The sequence below is a fragment of the Paraburkholderia sp. MM6662-R1 genome (assembly GCF_050436245.1).
Taxonomy (GTDB): domain Bacteria; phylum Pseudomonadota; class Gammaproteobacteria; order Burkholderiales; family Burkholderiaceae; genus Paraburkholderia; species Paraburkholderia tuberum.
This window is the reverse complement of the sequence record NZ_JBNDLV010000004.1, coordinates 1705784-1727372: the sequence shown is the minus strand read 5'-3', so window position 1 is coordinate 1727372 and position 21589 is coordinate 1705784. Positions and strand designations below refer to the sequence as shown.

The following is a 21589-nucleotide window of genomic DNA, read 5'->3' as shown; positions in this document are numbered from 1 at the left end:
GGGCGGCCGCAATCGTTGCGGCCGGGAGCCGACGCCTAGATCGGATAATGACGCGGACTCGTCTGCACCGTGATCCAGCGCAACTCGGTGAACTCGGGAATCGACGCCTTGCTGCCGAAGCGCCCATAACCACTCGCCTTCACGCCGCCGAACGGCATCTGCGCCTCGTCGTGCACGGTCGGGCCGTTGATGTGGCAGATGCCCGACTCGATGCGTTTCGCGACGTTCATCGCGCGCGCGATATCGCGGCTGAACACGGCGGCCGATAAGCCGTACTCGCTATCGTTGGCGACCGTCAGCGCCTCTTCGTCGCCGTCCACGCGCTGCACCGTCACTACGGGGCCGAACGATTCATCGGCATAAAGCTTCATCTCGCGCGTCACGTTCTCGACGATCACCGGCTGCATGATCGCGCCTTTCACCTCGCAACCGAGCGGCAGCTTCGCACCCTTTTCGCGAGCGTCTTCGACCAGCGCGCGAATGCGCCGCGCGGCGGCTTCGCTCTCGAGCGTGCCGAGGATCGAGCCCGGCTGTGTCGGATCGCCTGCCTTCAGCGTGCGCGCTTTCGCGACGAGCTTTTCGACGAACGCATCGGCAACCCTGCGATCGACGATCACGCGTTCCGTCGACATGCAGATCTGCCCTTGATTGAAGAACGCGCCGAACGCGATGCCCTCGACGGCAGCGTCGAGGTCCGCGTCGTCGAGCACGAGCACCGGCGCCTTGCCGCCCAGTTCGAGCAGCGCGGGTTTCAGATGGCGCGCGGACAGCTCGGCGACGATGCGGCCGACACGCGTCGAACCGGTGAAATTCACACGCTTCACGGCAGGATTTGCGACCAGACGCTCGACGATCGCGGGCGCGTCTTCCGGCGCATGCGTGAGCACGTTGACGACGCCTTCGCCGAGACCCGCGTCGTTCAGCGCTTCGCCGATCAGCGCATGCACGCCGGGACAACCTTCCGATGCCTTCAGCACGACCGTGTTGCCGCACGCGAGCGGCATGGCGAGCGCGCGCGTCGCGAGGATCACGGGCGCGTTCCACGGCGCAATGCCAAGCACGACGCCGCACGGCTGGCGCACGGCCATTGCGAGGCTGCCCGGCACGTCGGACGGAATCACCGCGCCGTCGATCTGCGTCGTCATCGCCGCGGCTTCGCGCAGCATGTTGGCCGCGAGCATGACGTTAAAGCCGTACCAGTTCGCCATCGCACCCGTTTCGGCCGCGCCGATCTCGATGAACTCGGCCGTGCGCGCGTCCATGCGCTCGGCGGCGGCTAGCAGGCGTCTGCGTCGCTCGGTAGGCGTAAGCGCCGCCCATGCCGGGAACGCGCGCGCCGCCGCGGCGACGGCCGCATCGGCATCCTCGACGGTGGCCGCCGCGGCGCGGGTGGCCACCGCGCCCGTCGCCGGATTGATGCGGTCGAAGGTCTTGCCGTTCGACGCGGCACGTTTCGCGCCGCCAATCAACAGGTTCGTTTGATGCATGTGTTCGTCTCCTCGGTCGTCCTGCTGAAGTGCGCCGCTTAGCGCTTATAGGTCTGCAAGCCCGGCTTGATGCTCTTGTCGTCGAGGAACTGCTTGAGGCCCTGTTCGCGGCCGCCTTCCGGATCGCGATAGTTCGCCTGGTCGAGCTTCGCGTACAGGTAGTCTTCGTTCTGCTCCCATGTGAGTTCGCGCGAACGCTTGAAGCCATGCTTCGCGTTGCGTAGCACGACCGGGTTCTTGTTCAGCAGCTTCGCCGCGAGAGCGATCGTTTCGTCGCGCAGTTGCGCGAGCGGCACGCTTTTGTTCACCAGACCCATCTTCGCGGCTTGCGGACCCGTGAAGGTGTCGCCCGTCATGATGTAGTACAGCGCTTCACGATGACCGACTGTATCGGCCATCGCCTTGCTCACGAGGTTGCCCGGCGGAATACCCCAGTTGATTTCGGACAGGCCGAACACGGCTTCATCCGCGGCGATCGCGAGATCGCAGGCGACGAGCGGAGAGAAGCCGCCGCCGAAGCACCAGCCGTTGACCATGGCGATCGTCGGCTTCGAGTACATGCGCAGCAATTGCCATTGCCAGCGGCTCGCGTCGCGGCGAATCCGCTCCTGCAGCACGTCCGGGCCCGCGTCCACTTCGCGGAAATATTCCTTCAGGTCCATGCCGGCCGTCCATGCACTGCCTTCGCCGGTCAACACGAGAACCTGGGCTTCGGCGTCGAGTTCGAGCGTCTCGAGAACGTCGATCATTTCCTTGTTCAGCGTCGGGCTCATCGCGTTGCGCTTATCCGGACGATTGAACGTGACCCAGGCGATTCCGCCTTCGACCGCGACCTTGACCGTTTTCCAGCGTCCTTCGTAACTCATCTGCTTCTCCGTATCAATGCCGCCCTCGCGGCCTGAACTCAATTTAATATCAGGCGACCTGATAAGTAAAGTACAATATCGAAGTCTTGGTACAAACCCCTAACCGCCTATGCCGACGATCACGAGAAAGCCGTCAGGGTCTGAATCGACAGCGCGCGCCACGGCGCGGCGCAACCTGCGCAACCTGCGCGATCAAAGGCACGCTGCCGCTCCGGTGCGTCTCAGCTACCTGGCCGGGCAGCTCGACAAGATTCTCACGCGGCAGCTTTCCGAAGCGCTGGCCTCGCATGGTCTGACGTTGCCGCAATACACTGCGCTGTCGGTGCTGCGGGCGCGCGCACGTTCGTCGAACGCACAGCTCGCGCAGCGCTCGTTGATCACGCCGCAAGCGGCCAGCGCGGTCGTCAAATCGATGGAAGCGAATGGATGGGTGACGCGCGTGGCCGGTCCGCTCAACCGTCGCGTCGGGCTGCTGTCGCTGACGAAGGCCGGCGAAACATTGCTGGCTCAGTGCGACGGTGCCGCTGACAGGGTCGAGCAATCGATGCTCGGCGAAATCGATGAACACGATTCACAGATGCTGAAAAACCTGCTGTCGACGTGCGTGCGCAATCTTCGCGCAGCCTGACGCATCAGCTTTGATTACACATAGGAGACCCCATTGAACATCGATCAACTGAAGGCCATCGACACCCACGTGCATGCCGAGGTGTCGTGCTGCCAACCACCGGACCTGTTTGCCAAAGAATTCGACGAAGCCGCCGACAAATACTTCGGCACCGTGCTCAAACAAGGGCGCCGCCCGACCATTCCCGAAACGATCGAGCACTATCGGGAGCGCAATATCGGCTTCGTGATGTTTACCGTCGACTGCGAAGCGAACATCGGGCGCCGTCGCATTTCGAACGAAGAGGTCGCGGAGTTCGCGCAGAAAAACGCCGACATCATGATCGCGTTCGCCAGCATCGATCCGCACAAAGGCAAGTTCGGCGCGCGCGAAGCGCGGCGGCTCATCGAGGAGCACGGCGTGCGCGGTTTCAAGTTTCACCCCACGATGCAGGGTTTTTTCGCCAACGACCGCATGGCATACCCGCTCTACGAAGTGATTGCCGAGTACCAGCTGCCGGCGGTTTTTCACAGTGGACACTCGGGCATGGGCTCGGGCATGCGCGGCGGCGGCGGTTTGCGCCTCAAGTATTCGGAGCCGATCTACCTTGACGATGTCGCCGCCGACTTCCCCGACATGAAGATCGTGATCGCGCATCCCTCCTGGCCATGGCAGGAGCAGGCGCTGTCGATCGCGCTGCACAAGCCGAACGTGTATATCGATCTGTCGGGCTGGTCGCCGAAGTACTTTTCGCCCGAGCTGGTCAAGTATGCGAACACGCTGTTGCGCAACAAGGTGCTGTTCGCGTCCGACTTCCCACTGATCCGCCCGGACCGCTGGCTCGAAGACTTCGATACGCTCGACATCAAGCCCGAAGTAAAGCCGCTCGTTCTGAAGGAGAACGCCGTCCGGTTGCTTGATCTGCGGGCCCGAGGCACGACGAATCACGAATGACACATGAAAAATGGCCCGGCGCGAAAACGCCGGGCCAGCTGGGTCCATCAACGAAGAGTTAGCGTTTCGCGGCGTTGGAGCGAATGACGAGCAATGCCGTAATCGCCGCGATGATCGTCACCGGCACGCTCGCGCCGATGACGAGCGCCGAGCTCTTTCCCATCGCAAGCAATTGCCCGGCGGCTACGGGGCCGACAATCGAGCCGACGCGTCCCACCGCCACCGCGGCGCCGACTCCCGTACCCCGCACGCTGGTCGGATAGCTGGCGGCGGACAGCGAATACAGCATCGACTGCGCACCGACGACGCCCATTCCGGCAAACAGCACGGCGACGGACAGTGTCTCGATGCTGGCGACTTGCGAAAGCGCGACCAATGCACCGACGATGCACGCGTAGATTGCCGTGACTGACAGGCCTTGTCTGAAGCGGTCCATCAGCAGACCGATGCCGAGTACGCCGATCACACTGCCGAGGTTGAAAAAGATCTGGGCAATCCCGGCCTGCGAACGGCTCATGCCGCGCCCCACGGTCAACGAAGGCAGCCAGTTCAGCAGGAAGTAAAGAACGATCAGCGTGCAGAAGAAGCTGATCCAGATACCGATCGTCGCGGCGGCGCGCCCCTCGCCGAACAGGACTTCGCGCGTCGAAAGGAGCGGCTTGTCCGCCGTCGTGAATTCCCGCGATTCGGTGGCGAATTCGCGCGACTCAGGCAGCAATGCCATCAGCAGCGGAATGATGATCAGCGGTCCGACTCCGCCCACGTAGAAGATATGACGCCACGCGGTAGCACCCGCGCTCAGTACGGCGATCAATGCAGCAAGCGCGCCGCCGAGCGGCATACCGCAATACATGACGCTAACCGCCGTGTTGCGGTGACGCGCATCGACCGCCTCGGACGACAACGCGATCAGGTTCGGCATCGCGCCGCCGAGCCCGATGCCCGTCAGCACGCGAGCAATCAGCAGACTTTCGAAACTCCAGACTTGCGCGGTCGCAATCGAGAAGATGCCGAAAATCGCCATCGAGATCATCAGAACGCGCTTGCGGCCGATCCGGTCGGCGAGTCTGCCACCGATCATCGCGCCCGGCAAAAGCCCCAACATGCCGGCGCTAAAAGCGAGCCCCAACTGGCTGACCGACAAGCCGAACTCGTGCGCCATTCGAGGCGCCGCAACGCCAGTGGACTGCAGGTCGATACCCTCCAGCACCGCGACGAGAAAGCACAATGCCAACGTTAGTGCAGTACTGGAGCCCACCGCACTCGACCGATTAGCAACACTTGACATGACGTCTCCTTCATCTTTGATTGAATTGCCAGAGACGAGCCACGCTTCGTTCTTCGACGAAGCGGCCATGGGAAGGAGAAGATTTCTGACAATGATCTTGCGCCACTTATCAGAATCCTTCCCACAGCGCCCCCGGAATTGATGATGAGTCTATTCTCAGGAGGCCTGATATTGAAAGTAGAATATGATATGCCTGGTAGAAACACCTAAGGCAACCTGATAATGATCAAGACAATGGAGAAGCGGCGAACGCCCCTTGCCAAACAAGCCGGTTCAACGAAAACCGGTGCGCCACCTTCCCGCGTTTCCTATGTGGTCGGCCAACTCGACCGCCTGCTCAAACGCAGTTTGATCGATGTACTGGGTGAATTCGGGCTGACCTTGCCTCAGTTCACCGCACTCTCCGTCATCAGCGCCAGCGGCGCGATGACCAATGCGAAACTCGCCGAACGCTCGTTCATCACGCCGCAGTCGGCCAACGAAGTTGTCAAGACGATGGAAGCCAACGGTTGGGTCGGACGCGTGGGGCATCCTACCCACGGTCGACTGATTCATCTGTTTCTGACCGACGAAGGGCGTCGGGTACTACAGGAATGCGATTCGGCGATCGACGCGCTCGAAGCGTCCATGCTGGACGGAGTAACGGAAATCCCGGTCGATACGCTGCGCAAGGTGCTGCAGCGATGTGTGTCGAATCTGCGCGGTTGAATCGACGTTCCCAATGATAAAAGAGTCGCACTCGAATGGAGCGCGACTCTTTTCTTTGCTCCACCTACCGCGATCGTCTGCCGCATTCGGGCTGAATTCCGTTCAGCTCAGTGAAATCCCTGGTCGGCATTTAGCCGCGTATTACCTGGCCCACTGCGTCGATCGCTATATTGCTTCTCAACGGCCGCCGCCTTCACACCGCGATAGCGCGTCCGCCTCGCCATTTCCCACCCCATTCGAGAGGAGACGAAGCATGTCAAAGCGAATTCTTATCATCGCCGGCGATTTCGTCGAAGATTATGAGCTGATGGTGCCGTTTCAGGCACTGGCGGCAGTCGGGCATTCGGTGGACGTCGTCGCGCCCGACAAGCGCGCGGGCGACGCGATTCGCACCGCAATCCACGACTTCGAAGGCGATCAGACCTACACCGAAAAGCGTGGCCATAACTTCACGCTGAACGCCGATTTCGCGTCGGTGAACCCCGCACAATATGACGCGCTGCTCGTGCCAGGCGGCCGCGCCCCCGAATATCTGCGGCTCAACGACGAGGTGATCGGCTGGGTACGCCAATTCGCCGAAGCGAAGAAGCCGATTGCCGCGGTCTGCCACGGCGCGCAACTGCTGGCTGCGGCAGGTGTGATCGAAGGCCGGCGCATCTCGGCGTATCCGGCCTGCGCGCCCGAAGTGAAGCTCGCGGGCGCGCAGTACGTGGCGCTCGACTGGCCTGACGCGATCACGGACGAGAACTTCGTCACCGCGCCCGCATGGACCTCGCACGTGAACTGGCTCGCGCAGTTCCTTGCGCTGCTGGGCACGCGCATCGCGCATTGAAGGAGCGCGCCTCGACCGAGGCGCGGCATCGCGGGCGACCAACCGTGTTACGCTCGATCGCGACGGCATGAGCGCCCGCGCCGCGCGCTTCGCGTCCTGCGACGTCATCATTCGCGAGAAAGGCTGAACATATGTGCAACGTCTATGTCAACGCTGATCCGATCCTCTACGAGTCGCGTACGCGCGCGCTGCGCATTCATGGCGTCGTGACCACGCTGAGGCTCGAAAATCTCTTCTGGGACGTGCTTCGGGAAATCGCCAACCGCGAGAACGTGACGACGACCCAGTTCGTCGTGAAGCTTCACGACGAACTGGTCGCCTTGCGCGGCGAAGAGCCGTTGAATTTCGCGTCTTTTTTGCGCGTGTGCTGTTTGCGCTATCTATCGACGAGCGCCGCCCGCAACGAGGCCGCTGGCGACGTGCCGCTCAACGCCCCGTTTCAACCCAGAGTCGTGAAGACGGCTGTTTGACGGATTCGGTCGCCACGGCTGGCTAGCGCGGTGCGGTCCAGTCACGCGACGCACTGTCTCGACGCGTCAGTCAACCGACGCATCGCAGGCGCAATCAAGGGAAGCCGCCGTGGCCGGCCGTTCCAGTACAGCAAGCCGTTGCAGTGCCACGAGGCCCAGTAGCGCGAGTCCAAGTCCCAGCGGGAAGTCAGCGTGAACGCCCGCACGGTCGACAATGGTGCCCCCCACTGCCGAGCCCACCGCAATCGCCACCTGGATGATGCTGACGAACATGGCCGACCCCGCTTCGGGCAGGTCTGTCGTGCCGCGCTGAATCCACACGCTGAAGCAAAGCGGAAGCGCTCCGAACGCGATTCCCCACAGCAGCATCCCCGCGGTCTCGCCGATCGGCGAATGTTCGAGCAGCAACATCGACGACATCGCGCCCAATAGCAGCAGAACCATCGCGGCGACGGATTTCTTTAGATGGTCCGAAATCACCATCGATGTCAACGCATTGGAGAAGAAGCCGATCAGACCGAATCCGAACAGCAACAGCGTGATGGCGCTCAACGAGAAGTCGTGTTCGAGCAGCGGCGCAATATACGTGTAGGTCGAGAAATGCGCGCCGAAGACGAGCGCGACCATCACCATGCTCAACCTCGTATGAGGCCGGACAAGCAGGGTTTTGAAATCGGCGATCCGCAACGCCGATGCCGACGGCAACGAAGGCACGAGGAACGCCTGCGCCAGTAAGGCGAGCGACACGAGGCCCGCGGTGGCGGCGAACGCCATGCGCCACGATGCAAACGACGCGATGAACGTCCCGAGCGGCACGCCGATCACGGTTGCGCAGGTCACGCCGGTCAGAATGGTCGCGGTCGCTTTGGCGGCATCCTTTGCTTGCACGAGTCGAGGAGCCGCCGCCGTCGCCAGAGTCCAGAAGCCACCCAGCGCGCCGCCAAGCAGAGCCCGTCCTACGAGCATGATCGCGAGGTTCGGTGCGATGGCACACACGACGTTCGCGATCAACAGTACCGCAGTGAGGAGCAGGAAAACGTATCGGCGGTCCATGCGGCCCGCGCTGACTATCAGCGTCGGCGCCGATATCGCGGCCATCACGCCGGGCGTGGTGACCATGAGGCCAGCGACACCGGTCGACACGCCGAGGTCGTGTGCGATTTGTGGCAATAGCCCGACAGGCAAAAACTCGGCCGTGACGAAGGCGAATGCGCTTACTGCTACCGCTATGACGGAGAGCCATTGACCCGCGGAGGTTGAATGTCCTTCCAACGATGCCGGGATTGCAGGTGTATCGATTTGCATGATGACCTTGATGCCAGATTGAAGGCTCGTACTTTAGGCTGGGTCTCATGTCCGAAAAAGAGTCGTCCGATGAAAAGACTAGAAGGTGTGGCTGAACAATGCCTCTGCGGCGATATCTCGCTATGAGTCAGCTAGTCCCGCGAAACGACCCGTACGGCTCTTCCATATACGTCGGCACGGAAGCGTTCGCCATCAGCAATGTGATGCGCATTGGCCAAACCATCGACGCTCCTACTGTTTTCTTGACAGTCTTCCACAATGTTACGAGGTCTCGTAAGTCGCGCCGCCGTGCGTTCTCAGGGCCGCCATAGAGGTATTGCAGCGTTCGCGGCGGTTTGAGGGCTTCGTTTTTTGCAGCGTGCAATGGAGCCCCGTGATAGGTATATCAACTGATCTGATCGCACGAGGGAGGCGGATGGCGATTGACTTGAAAGTGGGGGCCCGTCGGAGCTGCACGCTCTATACGCGGCACGAATATCGCGGCAACACGTCCAGCGACGACGTGCGCACCGGCCGCCAGTTCATTACTTCGGCAAGTGCATGGGAGTTCACGCGCGACGCGAGCCAGCTAGCCCGGCTCGCCACGTTGATGCGCCATGCCCAGGGCGGCGCATATGCAAGCGGCCCCGCGCCTGAGCAACTCGTTCGAGCGCTACAGTGTGCCGTCGAGAGCGGCGATGTGATTGCTGTCGTGCCTAAGCCGCGAGCCTCTGGCGCACGCAGTTCGCCCATTGAGCAGACGGTCCGGCCGTACTATGCGACCGTCACGCCGTCGCAGCTCTTCCGGCGCGCGCTGGCCGCCGTGCCTGCCGCGCGGTCATTCGAGCGTCCCATACTGCCGCGGCTGGCCGCCGACGATGGTCTCGCGATCTGGTACGCTCGCCCCGGCGACGTGCTACCCGATGGGACCATCGCCACGCCGGTCTCAACGCCGCTGGGCGATGCGCAGCCGTTCGAGTACTCGCCCAACCAGGTTGACGAAGGTTCATTCGATGTAGCCAAGACTCCGAACCTCGGAGACCCGGGAACCTGGTACACAAACCCAGGTAGCGGGCAAATGCGGCTGTACGGGGATGATAGAAAGCCGGTCGTTGATCTCGACTTTGACCATGTACACAACGGATTGAAGCCCCACGCGCACAATTGGGACAACGGTGTGCGAGATGGCGGCGATTATGTTGTTCCATTCAGCCCCTGGAGTCCCTGAAGGAATTACGCGATGGACCTTATCAAGAAATTCAATGCGTTCCACGACTGGTATTTGATGGGCGTATCCGCGGACCGTGAGGCAAGCATCGTTGAGCTTGCCTTGATGTTCGACAATAGGAAAGACCGGGTTCGCGTTCAATTCAAGGGCGCGACGCGCTGTCTTGCGAACGATTTCCTCATCCAGAACGTTATTTATGAAGTGAAGGTACTCACGGATTTCCAGTCCCCTGATTATCAGCGCGCCCTCCATGCGCTAGAAAAATCATATTTCGGGAAAGAGAACCGCCCCAATATGCCGATTGCATCCGTAGCCGCCTCGTTGGGCGCGGAATTGCTCATCGAGTTCGATACGGTGGATGTCGTCACGGATCTACTCTGAACATTAAGGGTGAGCGTCTTGTCGGGCCGCCGCCTTTCGCTAAACGGATAAAACACAGATCAATGAACGCGTCACACGCCAACTAATAAAGACCGCTCCATCTCCCGCCAGGAAATTGCAAATTTCAGGCGTTCCCGTCCGAAATCGTCTTGTCTTGCAATCTGCGCTCAGTAACATATGCTCTTTTTCAGAGCGCTTTCCGGGTCCTTTTTTCCGGGACCACGGTGCAAAGGGTTGCGCACGGGTGCGAGGCGGCCCGGCAAACGCAAACAGCGTCGTCGGAGCGCGCCTGACGTTTCTCCATTCATCCCGGTCGAGGCTGCGCGGGCGCACACGGGCGACGTGCGCGACCTTGTCTGGTTTCCCGAGTTTTTGTCACCGACGCTTTTGTAACGTGCGCCGCTCACAAGTGGGTGAGCGGCGTGAGCGGCAATGGTGCCGACCGCACGTGTGAATGTCGCGCCCATGCGGCTCGAGTCGAGCCACCCGAGGCGAGCGTCAATGTACAAGGAGTGTTGGCGATGAAAGCTCCTCAGCGTCCTCTGCGCATCGGGTTGATGGCACCACTGTCGGGCGTACTGGTTCCTCTCGAGAGCGTGCCCGATCCGGTCTTCGCCCAGAAGATGGTCGGCGATGGCGTGTCGATCGATCCGACCTCGGATGAACTGCTGTCGCCGCTTGCCGGCAAGGTCACGCAACTCCATAGCGCTGGCCACGCCACGACGATCACCGGCGACAACGGTCTGCAAGTGCTGCTGCACATCGGGCTCGACACCGTGTTGCTGCGCGGCGAGGGCTTCATGCCGTTGGTCAAGGAAGGCGACGCCGTCGCGACGGGCACGCCGCTGATCCGCTTCGACCCAATCGCGGTCGGCGCAAAAGCAACCAGCCTGCTCACGCAAATGGTGATCGCCAATGGCGATCTCGTCACGCGCTACGTTCCCGCGAAAGGGCTCGTCGTCGCCGGCACCGACGTCGCGCTGTACGTCGAGCTGGTCGGCAGCATGGAGGACAAGGACACGGCCAGCGCCACCGGCGCGATCTTCTCCGACGAGATCACGCTGCCGAATCCGGCGGGCCTGCATGCACGGCCCGCCGCGGTCGTCGCGGTCGAGGCGAAGAAATTCAAGTCCGAGATCCGGCTGCTGCGCGGCGATGCCAGCGCAAATGCCAAGTCCGTCGTCGCGATCATGGGGCTCGCAACGAAGTTCGGCGACAAGCTGCGCGTCGAGGCCCGCGGTCCCGACGCGGCGGAGGCGGCCAACACCGTCGCGCGTCTGCTTGGCGAGGGATCGGGCGAAAAGCCCGGCGATGCGCCCGCGGCGGCTGCGCCAACCGCACCGGCTGCGCCGGTGCCAGCACCGACCGAAGCGGCTCCCGCCGACACCAACGAATTCATCGGCGTATCCGCTTCGCCAGGGCTTTCGGTCGGCAGGATCGTGCAGTTCCGCCAGCAGGTCATCGAGGTGAACGAAGCGGGCGAGTCGCCGCCACGCGAACGGGCGCAACTCGAAGCGGCCCAGCATCAGGCGCGTCAGCAGATCGAGGCGCTCAAGGCGACGCTCACCGATCCGTCGAAAGCGCAGATTCTCGACGCGCATCTCGAACTGCTGGACGATCCTGGCCTCAACGACGCCGCGATCAGCAGCATCAGCGCGGGAAAGGGCGCGGGGTTCGCGTGGCGCGATGCGTTCCAGCACCAGGCAAGCACGCTCGAAAAGCTCGACAATCCGCTGCTGCGCGAACGCGCCGGCGATATCCGCGACGTCGGCCGCCGTGTGCTCGCGCTGCTCGCCGGCGTGAAGCAGGCGCAGATCGACGTGCCTGGCGAATCGATCCTGATTGCCGAGGAGCTCTCGCCGTCCGACACCACGTCGCTCGATCGCAGCAAGGTGCTCGGCTTTTGCACGACGAGCGGCGGCGCGACGAGCCACGTCGCGATCCTCGCGCGCTCGCTCGGCATTCCGGCGATCTGCGGTATCGACGCGCGCGCGCTGCAACTCGCCGACGGCACGCCCGTCGTGCTCGACGGTTCGCGCGGCAGCTTGCGGCGCAACCCGAGCGCCGAGGAACTCGAGAAGGCGCGCGAACGCATCAGCCGCCAGGCCGCCAAACGCGAAGACGAAAAGCTCGCGGCAACCAAACTCGCAATGACGGCCGACGGCCACCGCGTCGAAGTCGTCGCGAACATCCGCAATGCGCAGGAAGCACGCGATGCGGTCGCGGCCGGCGCCGAAGGCGTGGGCCTGTTGCGCTCCGAGTTCCTGTTCGACGCGCGAGACACCGCGCCAACCGAAGACGAACAGGCCGCCGAATATTGCGCCGTCGCCGAAGCGCTTGGCCGCGAGCGGCCGCTCGTGGTCCGCACGCTCGACGTCGGCGGCGACAAACCGCTGTCGTATCTGCCGCTGCCGAAGGAAGACAACCCGTTTCTCGGCCTGCGCGGTGTGCGCGTGAGCCTGGAGCGTCCCGACATCTTCCGCACGCAACTGCGCGCGATCCTGCGCGCGGCGCCGCTTGGGCATCTGCACGTGATGTTCCCGATGATCGCCGCGATCGAGGAGGTGCGGGCAGCGCGCAAGATCCTGCTCGAAGAAGCCGGCGATCGCGCGGCGAGCGTGAAAGTCGGCGTCATGATCGAAGTCCCCGCGGCCGCGCTGATCGCCGAGCCGCTCGCACGCGAAGTCGACTTCTTCTCGATCGGCACGAACGATCTCACGCAATACACGCTCGCGATGGACCGCGGCCATCCGCAACTCGCGAAGCAGGCCGACGCGCTGCACCCGGCGGTGTTGCGTCTGATCGGCATGACGGTCGACGGTGCGCACAAGCATGGCAAATGGGTCGGCATTTGCGGCGGCATCGCGTCGGATGCGATGGCGGTGCCGGTGCTCGTCGGCCTTGGCATCGACGAGCTGTCGGTGAGCATTCCGGCGGTCGGTTCGATCAAGGCTCAGCTTGCACGCGTGACGACCGAAGAAGCCAGGAAGCTCGCCGCCGAGGTGCTGTGTCTGGGCACCGCCGCGGAAGTCCGCGCGCATCTGTCGCGCTTTGCCGAGTGAGCGGATCAACAGGAGATCAGCCATGTTCTCGCATGCCTTCGGAGTCTTGCAGAAGATCGGCAAATCGCTGATGCTGCCCGTCGCCGTGCTCCCGGTGGCCGGCCTGCTGCTCGGTCTCGGCGCCACGGACTTTCACGGTTACGTGCCGGTCGTCGTGCTCGCGCTGATGAAGAATGCGGGCGACGTGATCTTCGGCAACCTGCCGCTGATCTTCGCGATCGGCGTCGCGCTCGGCTTCACCGAGAACGATGGCGTCTCGGGCATCGCCGCAACGATCGGATATCTGGTGATGACGGCCACGTTGGGTGTGATCGGCAAGCTCCAGGGCGTCGAAACCGACACGATCATGGGCATACCGTCGATCCAGACCGGCGTGTTCGGCGGCATCCTCGCCGGTGGTCTTGCGGCATGGATGTTCAACCGCTACTACCGGATCACGTTGCCGCCCTATCTCGGCTTCTTCGCCGGCAAGCGCTTCGTGCCGATCGTGACCGCGATCGGCTCGATCGTGCTCGGCGCGATCCTGTCTTTCGTGTGGCCGCCGATCGGCAGCGCAATCAAGGCTTTTTCGCATTGGGCGGCGGTTTCCGACCCGCGCACCGCCGCGACGGTCTACGGTTTCGTCGAACGTCTGCTGATTCCGTTCGGCCTGCACCACATCTGGAACGTGCCGTTCTTCTTCGAAATGGGCAGCTACCTCGACCCGACGACCGGCAGGACGGTTCACGGCGACATCACCCGTTTTTTCGCGGGTGACCGGACCGCGGGCATCCTGGCGGGCGCGTTCCTGTTCAAGATGTTCGGCCTGCCGGCCGCGGCGATCGCGATCTGGCATTGCGCGAAGCCGGAGAAGAAGCTGGCCGTCGGCGGCATGATGGTCTCGGCCGCGCTGACTTCTTTCCTCACCGGCATCACCGAGCCGATCGAATTCGCGTTCCTGTTCGTCGCGCCGGTGCTTTACCTGATTCACGCATGCCTCGCGGCGTCGGCGCAGTTCGTGGCGAACACACTGGGCATGCGCATGGGCTTCACGTTTTCGCAAGGCGGCATCGATTTTCTGATGTTCAACCTGATCGGCGGGAAGGCCACGCACGCGTGGTACGTTTTCATCCTTGGTCCAATTTACGCGGTGATCTATTACGGCGTGTTCCGCTTCGTCATCACGCGCTTCAACCTCAAGACACCCGGCCGCGAGGACGACACGGCGGAAACAGCGGCGGTTGCCGCGAGCGGCGCGGGAGGACGTTCGCGCGAACTCGTGCTCGCCTTTGGCGGCCGCTCCAATATCACGAGTCTCGACGCTTGCATCACGCGGCTGCGAATCTCCGTGAAGGACCCGGCGGGCGTCGACGAACCCAAGCTCAAGGCGCTCGGCGCCGCGGGGGTGGTGCGCGTGGGCAACGGCGTGCAGGCGATCTTCGGGCCGTTGTCGGAGAACATGAAAACCGACATGCAGGACTATCTGAAGACAGCGGGCGCCGAAGCGGATTTGCCGGCGGCGGGGGTGCCTGGTGTGGAAGGCGCAGCGGCGGCGGCTCCAGCGGCTGTGGCCGCCTCGGTGCAAAGCTCGCCGCAGGAAACGGAGCGCGCGGAAAAGATTCGTGCGGCGCTGGGCGGCGCGGCCAACATCAGGAAGCTCGACGCGCTGGCGGCCACGCGGTTGCGTGTCGAGCTATCGGACGCGTCGCGCATCGACGCGGCCGCATTGAAAGCGGCGGGCGTGGTCGCGACGCAAGCGTTGAAGAACGGCGCACTCGATCTGATCGTGGGTCTCGGCTCGGGCAACCTCGCAGGCGCAATGCGATAGCAGCAACGAGTATCGTCAGCAACTGCCGCGCGTCGAACGCGAGGCCTGCCGGTGGAAGCGCTCGGTCGCGTTGCTTTGTCCACCTATAGGGGGCGGCATGGAAGCAGCCAGAACTTTCCTCGAAACTCAGCCGCTGTTCGCGCTTTTTCTGACCATCGCGCTTGGCTACCTGGTCGGCGAAATCACTATCAAGGGCGTGGCTCTAGGCTCGGGGGCCGTGCTGTTCGTTGGACTGGCGCTCGGCGCGTTCGCGCCGAAATCCGCGCCGCCGGCGTTGCTGGGCACGCTCGGTCTGCTGCTGTTTCTGTATGGCATCGGCATTCAGTACGGCGCGCAGTTCTTCCGCGGACTCACGAGCCGGGAAGGCATGAAGGCCAACGCGGCCGCATGTCTGGGCGTGATCGTTTCGGGTCTGGTGGCGTGCGCCTTCATCCATTTCGGCATCACGCTCGCCGATGCGCTCGGCATGTTCGCCGGCAGCGGCACCAGCACGGCGAGCCTGCAGGTTGCCATCGCATCGATGAAAAGCAGCGATGCCGCCGTGGCTTATAGCGTCACCTATCCGTTCGGCGTGGCCGGGCCGATCCTATTCCTCTATGTGCTGAACTCGGTCCTGAAAGCCAAAATACCGAAACCGCCCGCGAAGATGCTGGAGACCGCGGAAATCGCGCTGCGCAATGCCAGTCTCTTCGGTCTCAAGCTGTCGGAGCTCTCGACTCGCCTGCCTGCCGGCGTAGTGATCGCGGCCGTGCGGCGCGCGCATCACAATCAGCTGCCCAGCGACGACTTCACGCTGCGCGCCGACGACGTCCTCCTTGCCACCGCCACCGAGCGCCGCCCGCTCGACGAGGCAACGGCGCTATGCGGCGAGCTACAGCCCGGGCGTATCTCGAGTCATCGGGAAGACCTGGACTATATGCGCGTGTTCGCGTCGAGTCCGTCGGTCGTCGGCACGGCGCTCGGCAATCTGCGCTTTCCGGATGGCGTGAACTGCGCGGTCGCGCACGTGCGGCGCGGCGACGCCGATCTACTGTCGACGCCAGACCTCGTTCTCGAAGCTGGCGACCGCGTCGGCCTGCTCGTCAGTAGCGCGCATCGCGCGAGGGTCCGCGCGTTTTTCGGCGATTCGATCAAGGGCACGGCCGACCTCAGTTTCATCTGTCTGGGCATCGGCGCGGCAGCGGGGCTGCTGGTCGGCGCGATCCCGCTGCGCGCGCCCGGTCTCGGCGTGTTCAGCCTGGGTCTCGCGGCGTTGCTACTGGTCGCGCTGTGCCTCGGCAAGGCGCGCCGCAGCGGACCGTTCGTGTGGGTGATGCCGCTCTCTGCAAATCTCGTGCTGCGCAATCTCGGGCTGACGATTTTTCTCGCGCAGGTGGGCCTGTCTTGCGGACCGAAGTTCGTCGCGACCGTCGGCACTGCCGGACCGCTGCTGCTGCTTTATGGCGTGATCACGCTGCTGGTGCTCGTCGGCGTCACGGCTGTGTGCTGCCTGTGGGTCTTCAGACTGTCTTTCGATACATCGGTCGGCGTGATCTGCGGGGCGACCGGCAATCCCGCGATTCTCGCCTTCGCCAACCGCATCGCGCCGACGGATCAGCCCGACGTCATGTACGCGATGATTTTTCCGTCGATGACCATCGTCAAGGTGCTTTTCGTGCAGATCGCCATCGCGATCGCAGCCGGCTAGGCGAGACCGTTATCGCGACCTGCCGCTGTTCGACCCTAAAGCTTCGTCATCGTAGACAGCGGCGAACCGCGGAGCGGCGGACAGCCGCAGACTTCCGCGAATATCAGGAACGCCGCTTGCGCCACCTGGAGCCGCGCGACGTAGTCTGGAACCATGATGCGCGGACGCCTCGGCGATGGAGGCTAGATGAAAGGACGGGTGGCGAGTGCAGGCGTGGCCGTTGTTCTGGTTGCCCTCATGGCCGCATACGGCGGACCCACCGCGCATGCTGGGGAGCCCGCGCCGGCTGCCGTCACCGCGCCCATCGCGGCCGGCAGCGATACCGCGGCCGCGGCGCGCGGCGCGAAGCTCGCGGCCGTTGGCAATTGCGTCGCGTGCCACACCGCGACGGGCGGCCTGCCCCTCGCGGGCGGACTGCCACTGCGAACACCCTTCGGCATCATTTACTCGACCAACATCACCCCGGACAACGAGACGGGTATCGGGGGCTGGTCGCTCGACGCGTTCGCCCGCGCGATGCGGCGCGGCGTGTCCAGCGACGGCCATCTGCTCTATCCCGCGTTCCCCTATCCGTACTTCACGCACATCAGCGATGCCGATATGGGCTCGCTGTATGCGTGGCTGATGAGCCGCGCTCCCGTCAAGGCGCCTGCACCGCACAACGAGCTGATCTTCCCGCTCGGCTTCAGGCCCCTCATCGCCGTGTGGAATCTTTTTTACCTGCATACCGGTACCGAAGCAGCGCCGGCCCCGCCCGAAGCGCCGGACGTCGCACGCGGACGATACCTGGTCGAAAGCCTCGGTCATTGCGGTGCGTGCCACACGCCGCTCGACCGCCTCGGTGCCGAGCGCCGCGACCGCGCGCTGCAAGGCGGCACGATCGAAGGATGGGATGCGCCCGCGCTGACGGACCTCGCTTCACGCCCCACGCCCTGGACGCAGGCACAACTCGTCAGCTATCTGCGCACGGGCCTCGCGAGCGCCCATGGGGCGGCGGCGGGTCCGATGCGCCCCGTCACGCGCATGCTCGCCGACGCGTCCGCCTCCGACGTAGAGGCGATTGCCGCGTATCTGCTGGCGTTGTCGTCCGGGGGCCCAGGCATGCCGGAGCATCCGGTCGCCTCGCCCTCCGCTTCCGCCGCGCCCGTGTCCACCGCGCCCGGCGGCGGCGCGAATCTATTCTCCGCGGCCTGTGCATCGTGCCATGCCGAAGGCGCCCCGATGTCGAGCGGGGGCGCTCGACCGTCGCTGTCCCTTTCCACGGCCGTCAACGCCGACAGCCCGCGCAACATGGTCCGTATCATCCTCGATGGAATCGACTGGCACGAAAGCGATAGCGCGCCCTTCATGCCATCATTCGCCAACACATTCACGGATGCGCAGATAGCGGAGCTCGCCAACTACACGCGCGAACGCTTCACCGCACGCGACGCGTGGCCCTCGCTCGACGCCGGCGCGGTCGCGCACTTTCGCAAGGACGGCCTGCCACGATGATCACGCTCAACGTCAACGGAGTCAGTCATACGGTCGATGTCGACCCGTCAACGCCGCTGCTCTACGTGCTGCGCAACCAGTTGCAGCTCGTTGGCGCGAAGTTCGGCTGCGGTCTCGGTCAATGCGGCGCATGCACGGTCAGCATCGGCGGCGAACCGGTGTTATCGTGCCTCATGCCGGTCGTGGCCGTTGGCGACCGGCCAGTGCGAACCGTCGAAGGACTTGGCAGCGCGGAACATCCGGGACCACTTCAGCAAGCCTTCATTGACGAGCAAGCCGCGCAATGCGGCTATTGCATCGCCGGTATGATCATGCGCGCGCACACGCTGCTGGAGCGAATCCCGCACCCGGGCGATGAACAGATCCGCCGCTACATGCAGCCGAACCTATGCCGCTGCGGCACGCACATGCGCATTCTCGCGGCGATCCGGCAAGTCGCGACGGGTTCGCCGCGAACGGACGAGGGAGCGCAGTCGTGAGCGACGGCCGCCCGTCCTCCGTCGCTCACGGCAGCGGCCCCGATGACCCCGCGCGGCGCCGCTTCCTCGTTGGCGGCTCGCTGATGGTGAGCTTCGCGATCGTGCCCGGCATGGCCGCGCTTGCGCAAACCACCACCGAAGCGGGCACCTTCAACGCGAGCGCCCCGAAGCTGCCGGGCAGTCTCAAGAGCACGCCGTTGCTCGATGCGTGGATCAAGGTCGCCCCTGACGGCCACGTGAGCGTATTCACGGGCAAGGCGGAGCTTGGCACGGGCATTCGCACCGCGCTGCTGCAGGTCGCCGCGGAAGAGCTGGATCTCGCGCCTCATGCGATCGAGCTGATCACCGCCGACACCGCCGCAACGCCGAACGAAGGCTACACCGCAGGCAGTCACACGATGGCGGACAGCGGCACCGCGATCCTCAACGCCGCCGCTCAGGTACGCGCGCTGCTGGTCGCGAGCGCGGCGTCGCAGTTGGGCGTCGACGCAGCGGTCCTGACGACGCGCGACGGCGCCGTCATTGCCGCCGACGGAAGACGCGTGAGCTATGGCGAAGCCGTGCAATACGCGGACCTCCATCAGAACGCGCAGCCCGACGCGCCGAAAAAGCCGCCATCGGCCTACGCGCTGATTGGGCATATGCTGCCGCGCGTGGATATACCGGGCAAGGTGACGGGCAGCGCGAGCTACGTCCAGGACCTGCGGCCGCGCGGCATGCTGCATGCCCGCGTCGTGCGGCCGCCGTCTTATGGCGCGAGCCTCGTCGCAGTCGATAGCGGGCGCGTCGAAGCGCTGCCCGGCGTCATCAAGGTCGTGCGCAACGGCAACTACCTCGCGGTGGTCGCCGACGACGAATGGCGCGCGATCCTCGCGATGCGTGAGCTTGCGCTTGCCGCGCAATGGCAGGCCGGGCCGCCGCTGCCCGATCCCGCGAACGTTCACGCCTTGCTGATGAGTCTGCCTTCACAGGAAATCGCGGTGGCCGATCAGGGCGCGGCGCCGGGCGCGGCCGCGCCTGTGGCGACGCTGCGGGCGCGCTATTCGAGGCCGTATCTGACGCATGGCTCGATTGGGCCATCGTGCGCTGTCGCGCAGCTCGACAACGATGTGATGACCGTGTGGACGCACACGCAAGGCGTCTATCCGCTGCGTGCGGGCATCGCCGAAATGCTCGCGATGCCACCCGACAAGGTGCGCTGCGTCCATGTGGAAGGTTCGGGCTGCTACGGACACAACGGCGCGGACGATGTCGCGGCCGACGCCGCCCTCGTTGCACGCGAGCTGCCTGGCCGCCCGGTGCGCGTGCAATTGATGCGCGAACAGGAACACATGTGGGAGCCGTTCGGCCCGGCCATGACAGTCGAGGCGAATGCAACGCTCGATTCCGCAGGCACGCTTACCGACTGGCGTTACGAGCTATGGAGCAACACGCATAACAACCGCATCGAGAATGCGGGCCGCCTGTTGCCCGCGCAGCTCCTTGCGCGACCGTTCACCCCCGCGCCGCCGAAGCCGATTCCGATGCCGGAAGGCGGAGGCGACCGCAACAGCATTCCGCTTTACCGCGTGCCCAGCCTGCACGTGCAGCATCATTTCGTGCCGACGATGCCGATACGTGTCTCTGCCATGCGCTCGCTCGGCGCGCACATGAACGTGTTCGCGATCGAGAGCTTCATCGACGAGCTCGCCAGAGCCGCGCACGCCGACCCCGTGGCGTTTCGCCTCAAACATCTCGATGATCCGCGCGCGCATGGCGTCATTAGCGCCGTAGTCGATCAATTCGGCTGGCGAGCCCGCAGCGCGCGAACGGGCGACTCGAGCCCGCGCTCGCACGGTACCGGCTTTGCGTTTGCCCAATACAAGAACCTGATGGCCTACCTTGCCGTCGCGATGGACGTGACGGTCATGCGCGATACCGGCGAGCTCAGCATCGAGCGTGTCGTAGCAGCCGTCGATTGCGGACAGATCGTCAATCCGGACGGCGTGCGCAATCAGATCGAAGGCGGCATTTTGCAAACCACGAGCTGGACGCTCTATGAAGAAACGCATTTCGACCCGCAACGCATCACGAGCTATGACTGGAGCACTTATCCGATCATGCGTTTCTCGTCCGTACCCAAACGCGTGGACGTGCTGTTGATCGACCGGCCGGGCTTGCCATTCCTCGGGGTCGGAGAAGCAGCGCAAGGCCCGGCCGCCGCGGCGCTCGCGAATGCGATCGACGACGCGACCGGTGTGCGGATCCGCGACTTGCCGTTGCTCGGGACGAAGGGGAAGAACGTGCTCAAGGCATGAGGCTTTCGTTCCGCAAAAGTACAGATACTGGCGTGTAAAAGCCAAATAAGCCTATGGCTGGGTCTAGGCCCCTTGCCAAACGAACGCGACGCGCGCGACCTTCGGCGCGGCGTCGGGACCGCGCTCAGTGGGTGGACGGAAACGCGAACGTCGCACGCGCGCTGCCATTGCCGCGGACGTTCACGGTCTCCCTTCTGGTCACGCTGCCGTAAGTGGCGTTGACCGTATAGCGCCCTTGAGGCAGCCGCACGAGCATGTACGGCCCCTTCGACGTGGCCTCGAACACGGCCGCGCCGCCAGCCTTGGCAATCTTCACCTGGACGTCGGCCACATAGCTCGCCCCCGGACCGGTGAACTGCAGAGACAACGGCCACTGCCTTCGTGCCTGCCGCAGCGCAGTCGACTCGTCGCGACCGACTCCGCCGGTCACGAACGATATGTCGCCCTGCTGCTGCGTCTCGGGCATGCCGGTCCTATGCATATCGCTGGCGCTCTGCGGAGCAGCCGTCTGCGACACCGCGACGCCTGCCTGAGCCAGTGTGAACGCCGCGGCGAGCATCATGGACGCGATCCGGGGAGCGTTTCGTTGCATTTTCATCTTGACTGCTCCTTACAGTATTGCCGACGGTTCGTCGGACGGAAGAACGCTTGCAATAGG

Annotated in this window: 18 protein-coding genes; 13 read left to right on the top strand and 5 right to left on the bottom strand. The window is 64.0% G+C overall.

The features are described 5' to 3' along the window. Positions 1 to 35: 35 nt before the first annotated feature. Both OKW39_RS37840 and OKW39_RS37835 read right to left on the bottom strand, forming a co-directional pair. The gene (locus OKW39_RS37840) at positions 36 to 1487 is read right to left on the bottom strand and encodes an aldehyde dehydrogenase (RefSeq protein WP_429564971.1); all 1452 of its coding nucleotides are present in this window, start codon (positions 1485 to 1487) and stop codon (positions 36 to 38) included. Between the two features lie 38 nt (positions 1488 to 1525). Beyond that, entirely contained in the window at positions 1526 to 2353 is an 828-nt protein-coding gene (locus OKW39_RS37835; RefSeq protein ID WP_090810398.1) for a p-hydroxycinnamoyl CoA hydratase/lyase, read from the bottom strand. 214 nt (positions 2354 to 2567) lie between these two features. Between OKW39_RS37835 and OKW39_RS37830 the strand changes: the two genes are divergently transcribed. Beyond that, a complete protein-coding gene (locus tag OKW39_RS37830; RefSeq protein WP_429493396.1) occupies positions 2568 to 2981 on the top strand; it encodes a MarR family winged helix-turn-helix transcriptional regulator in 414 nt (137 codons plus the stop codon). A gap of 33 nt (positions 2982 to 3014) precedes the next feature. Then, positions 3015 to 3914: an amidohydrolase family protein gene (locus OKW39_RS37825; protein ID WP_429564970.1), complete on the top strand. Its 900-nt coding sequence runs from the start codon at positions 3015 to 3017 to the stop codon at positions 3912 to 3914. A gap of 58 nt (positions 3915 to 3972) precedes the next feature. Here the strand turns inward: OKW39_RS37825 and mhpT are convergent, their stop codons facing one another. Further along, the gene (gene mhpT, locus OKW39_RS37820; RefSeq protein WP_429564969.1) at positions 3973 to 5202 is read right to left on the bottom strand and encodes a 3-(3-hydroxy-phenyl)propionate transporter MhpT; all 1230 of its coding nucleotides are present in this window, start codon (positions 5200 to 5202) and stop codon (positions 3973 to 3975) included. Between the two features lie 222 nt (positions 5203 to 5424). Here mhpT and OKW39_RS37815 point away from each other — a divergent pair, with 222 nt between their 5' ends. The 3 genes from OKW39_RS37815 (at position 5425) to OKW39_RS37805 (ending at position 7212) form a co-directional block, all read left to right on the top strand. Next, complete coding sequence (locus OKW39_RS37815; protein ID WP_090808939.1) at positions 5425 to 5910, top strand: MarR family winged helix-turn-helix transcriptional regulator; 486 nt, start codon at positions 5425 to 5427, stop codon at positions 5908 to 5910. 253 nt (positions 5911 to 6163) lie between these two features. Next, positions 6164 to 6742: a DJ-1/PfpI family protein gene (locus tag OKW39_RS37810; protein ID WP_184032364.1), complete on the top strand. Its 579-nt coding sequence runs from the start codon at positions 6164 to 6166 to the stop codon at positions 6740 to 6742. Between the two features lie 131 nt (positions 6743 to 6873). After that, a complete protein-coding gene (locus OKW39_RS37805; RefSeq protein ID WP_429564968.1) occupies positions 6874 to 7212 on the top strand; it encodes a ribbon-helix-helix domain-containing protein in 339 nt (112 codons plus the stop codon). 66 nt (positions 7213 to 7278) lie between these two features. Here the strand turns inward: OKW39_RS37805 and OKW39_RS37800 are convergent, their stop codons facing one another. After that, positions 7279 to 8517 (bottom strand): MFS transporter, encoded by a 1239-nt coding sequence (locus OKW39_RS37800; RefSeq protein ID WP_429564967.1) that lies wholly within the window; start codon positions 8515 to 8517, stop codon positions 7279 to 7281. 415 nt (positions 8518 to 8932) lie between these two features. Between OKW39_RS37800 and OKW39_RS37795 the strand changes: the two genes are divergently transcribed. The 8 genes from OKW39_RS37795 to OKW39_RS37760 all read left to right on the top strand — a co-directional run bounded on the left by OKW39_RS37795 (position 8933) and on the right by OKW39_RS37760 (position 20931). Next, complete coding sequence (locus OKW39_RS37795; protein ID WP_429564966.1) at positions 8933 to 9724, top strand: hypothetical protein; 792 nt, start codon at positions 8933 to 8935, stop codon at positions 9722 to 9724. A gap of 12 nt (positions 9725 to 9736) precedes the next feature. Then, complete coding sequence (locus tag OKW39_RS37790) at positions 9737 to 10105, top strand: hypothetical protein (protein WP_429334388.1); 369 nt, start codon at positions 9737 to 9739, stop codon at positions 10103 to 10105. Between the two features lie 521 nt (positions 10106 to 10626). Beyond that, the gene (gene ptsP / locus OKW39_RS37785) at positions 10627 to 13167 is read left to right on the top strand and encodes a phosphoenolpyruvate--protein phosphotransferase (RefSeq protein ID WP_429564965.1); all 2541 of its coding nucleotides are present in this window, start codon (positions 10627 to 10629) and stop codon (positions 13165 to 13167) included. A gap of 22 nt (positions 13168 to 13189) precedes the next feature. Next, a complete protein-coding gene (ptsG, locus tag OKW39_RS37780) occupies positions 13190 to 14974 on the top strand; it encodes a PTS glucose transporter subunit IIBC (RefSeq protein WP_429564964.1) in 1785 nt (594 codons plus the stop codon). Positions 14975 to 15071: 97 nt separating this feature from the next. Beyond that, complete coding sequence (locus tag OKW39_RS37775; RefSeq protein WP_429564963.1) at positions 15072 to 16661, top strand: aspartate:alanine exchanger family transporter; 1590 nt, start codon at positions 15072 to 15074, stop codon at positions 16659 to 16661. A 186-nt stretch (positions 16662 to 16847) separates the two neighbouring features. Next, on the top strand, positions 16848 to 18155 hold the full coding sequence (locus OKW39_RS37770; protein WP_429564962.1) for a c-type cytochrome: 1308 nt from the start codon (positions 16848 to 16850) through the stop codon (positions 18153 to 18155). Further along, positions 18152 to 18634, top strand: coding sequence for a (2Fe-2S)-binding protein (locus OKW39_RS37765; protein WP_429564961.1), 483 nt, complete (start codon positions 18152 to 18154; stop codon positions 18632 to 18634). The genes OKW39_RS37770 and OKW39_RS37765 overlap by 4 nt, the downstream gene beginning before the upstream one ends. Further along, positions 18631 to 20931: a molybdopterin cofactor-binding domain-containing protein gene (locus OKW39_RS37760; protein WP_429564960.1), complete on the top strand. Its 2301-nt coding sequence runs from the start codon at positions 18631 to 18633 to the stop codon at positions 20929 to 20931. The genes OKW39_RS37765 and OKW39_RS37760 overlap by 4 nt, the downstream gene beginning before the upstream one ends. Positions 20932 to 21055: 124 nt before the next feature. Here the strand turns inward: OKW39_RS37760 and OKW39_RS37755 are convergent, their stop codons facing one another. After that, positions 21056 to 21529, bottom strand: a complete 474-nt coding sequence (locus tag OKW39_RS37755) for a hypothetical protein (RefSeq protein ID WP_090808917.1) — start codon at positions 21527 to 21529, stop codon at positions 21056 to 21058. Positions 21530 to 21589 lie beyond the last annotated feature (60 nt).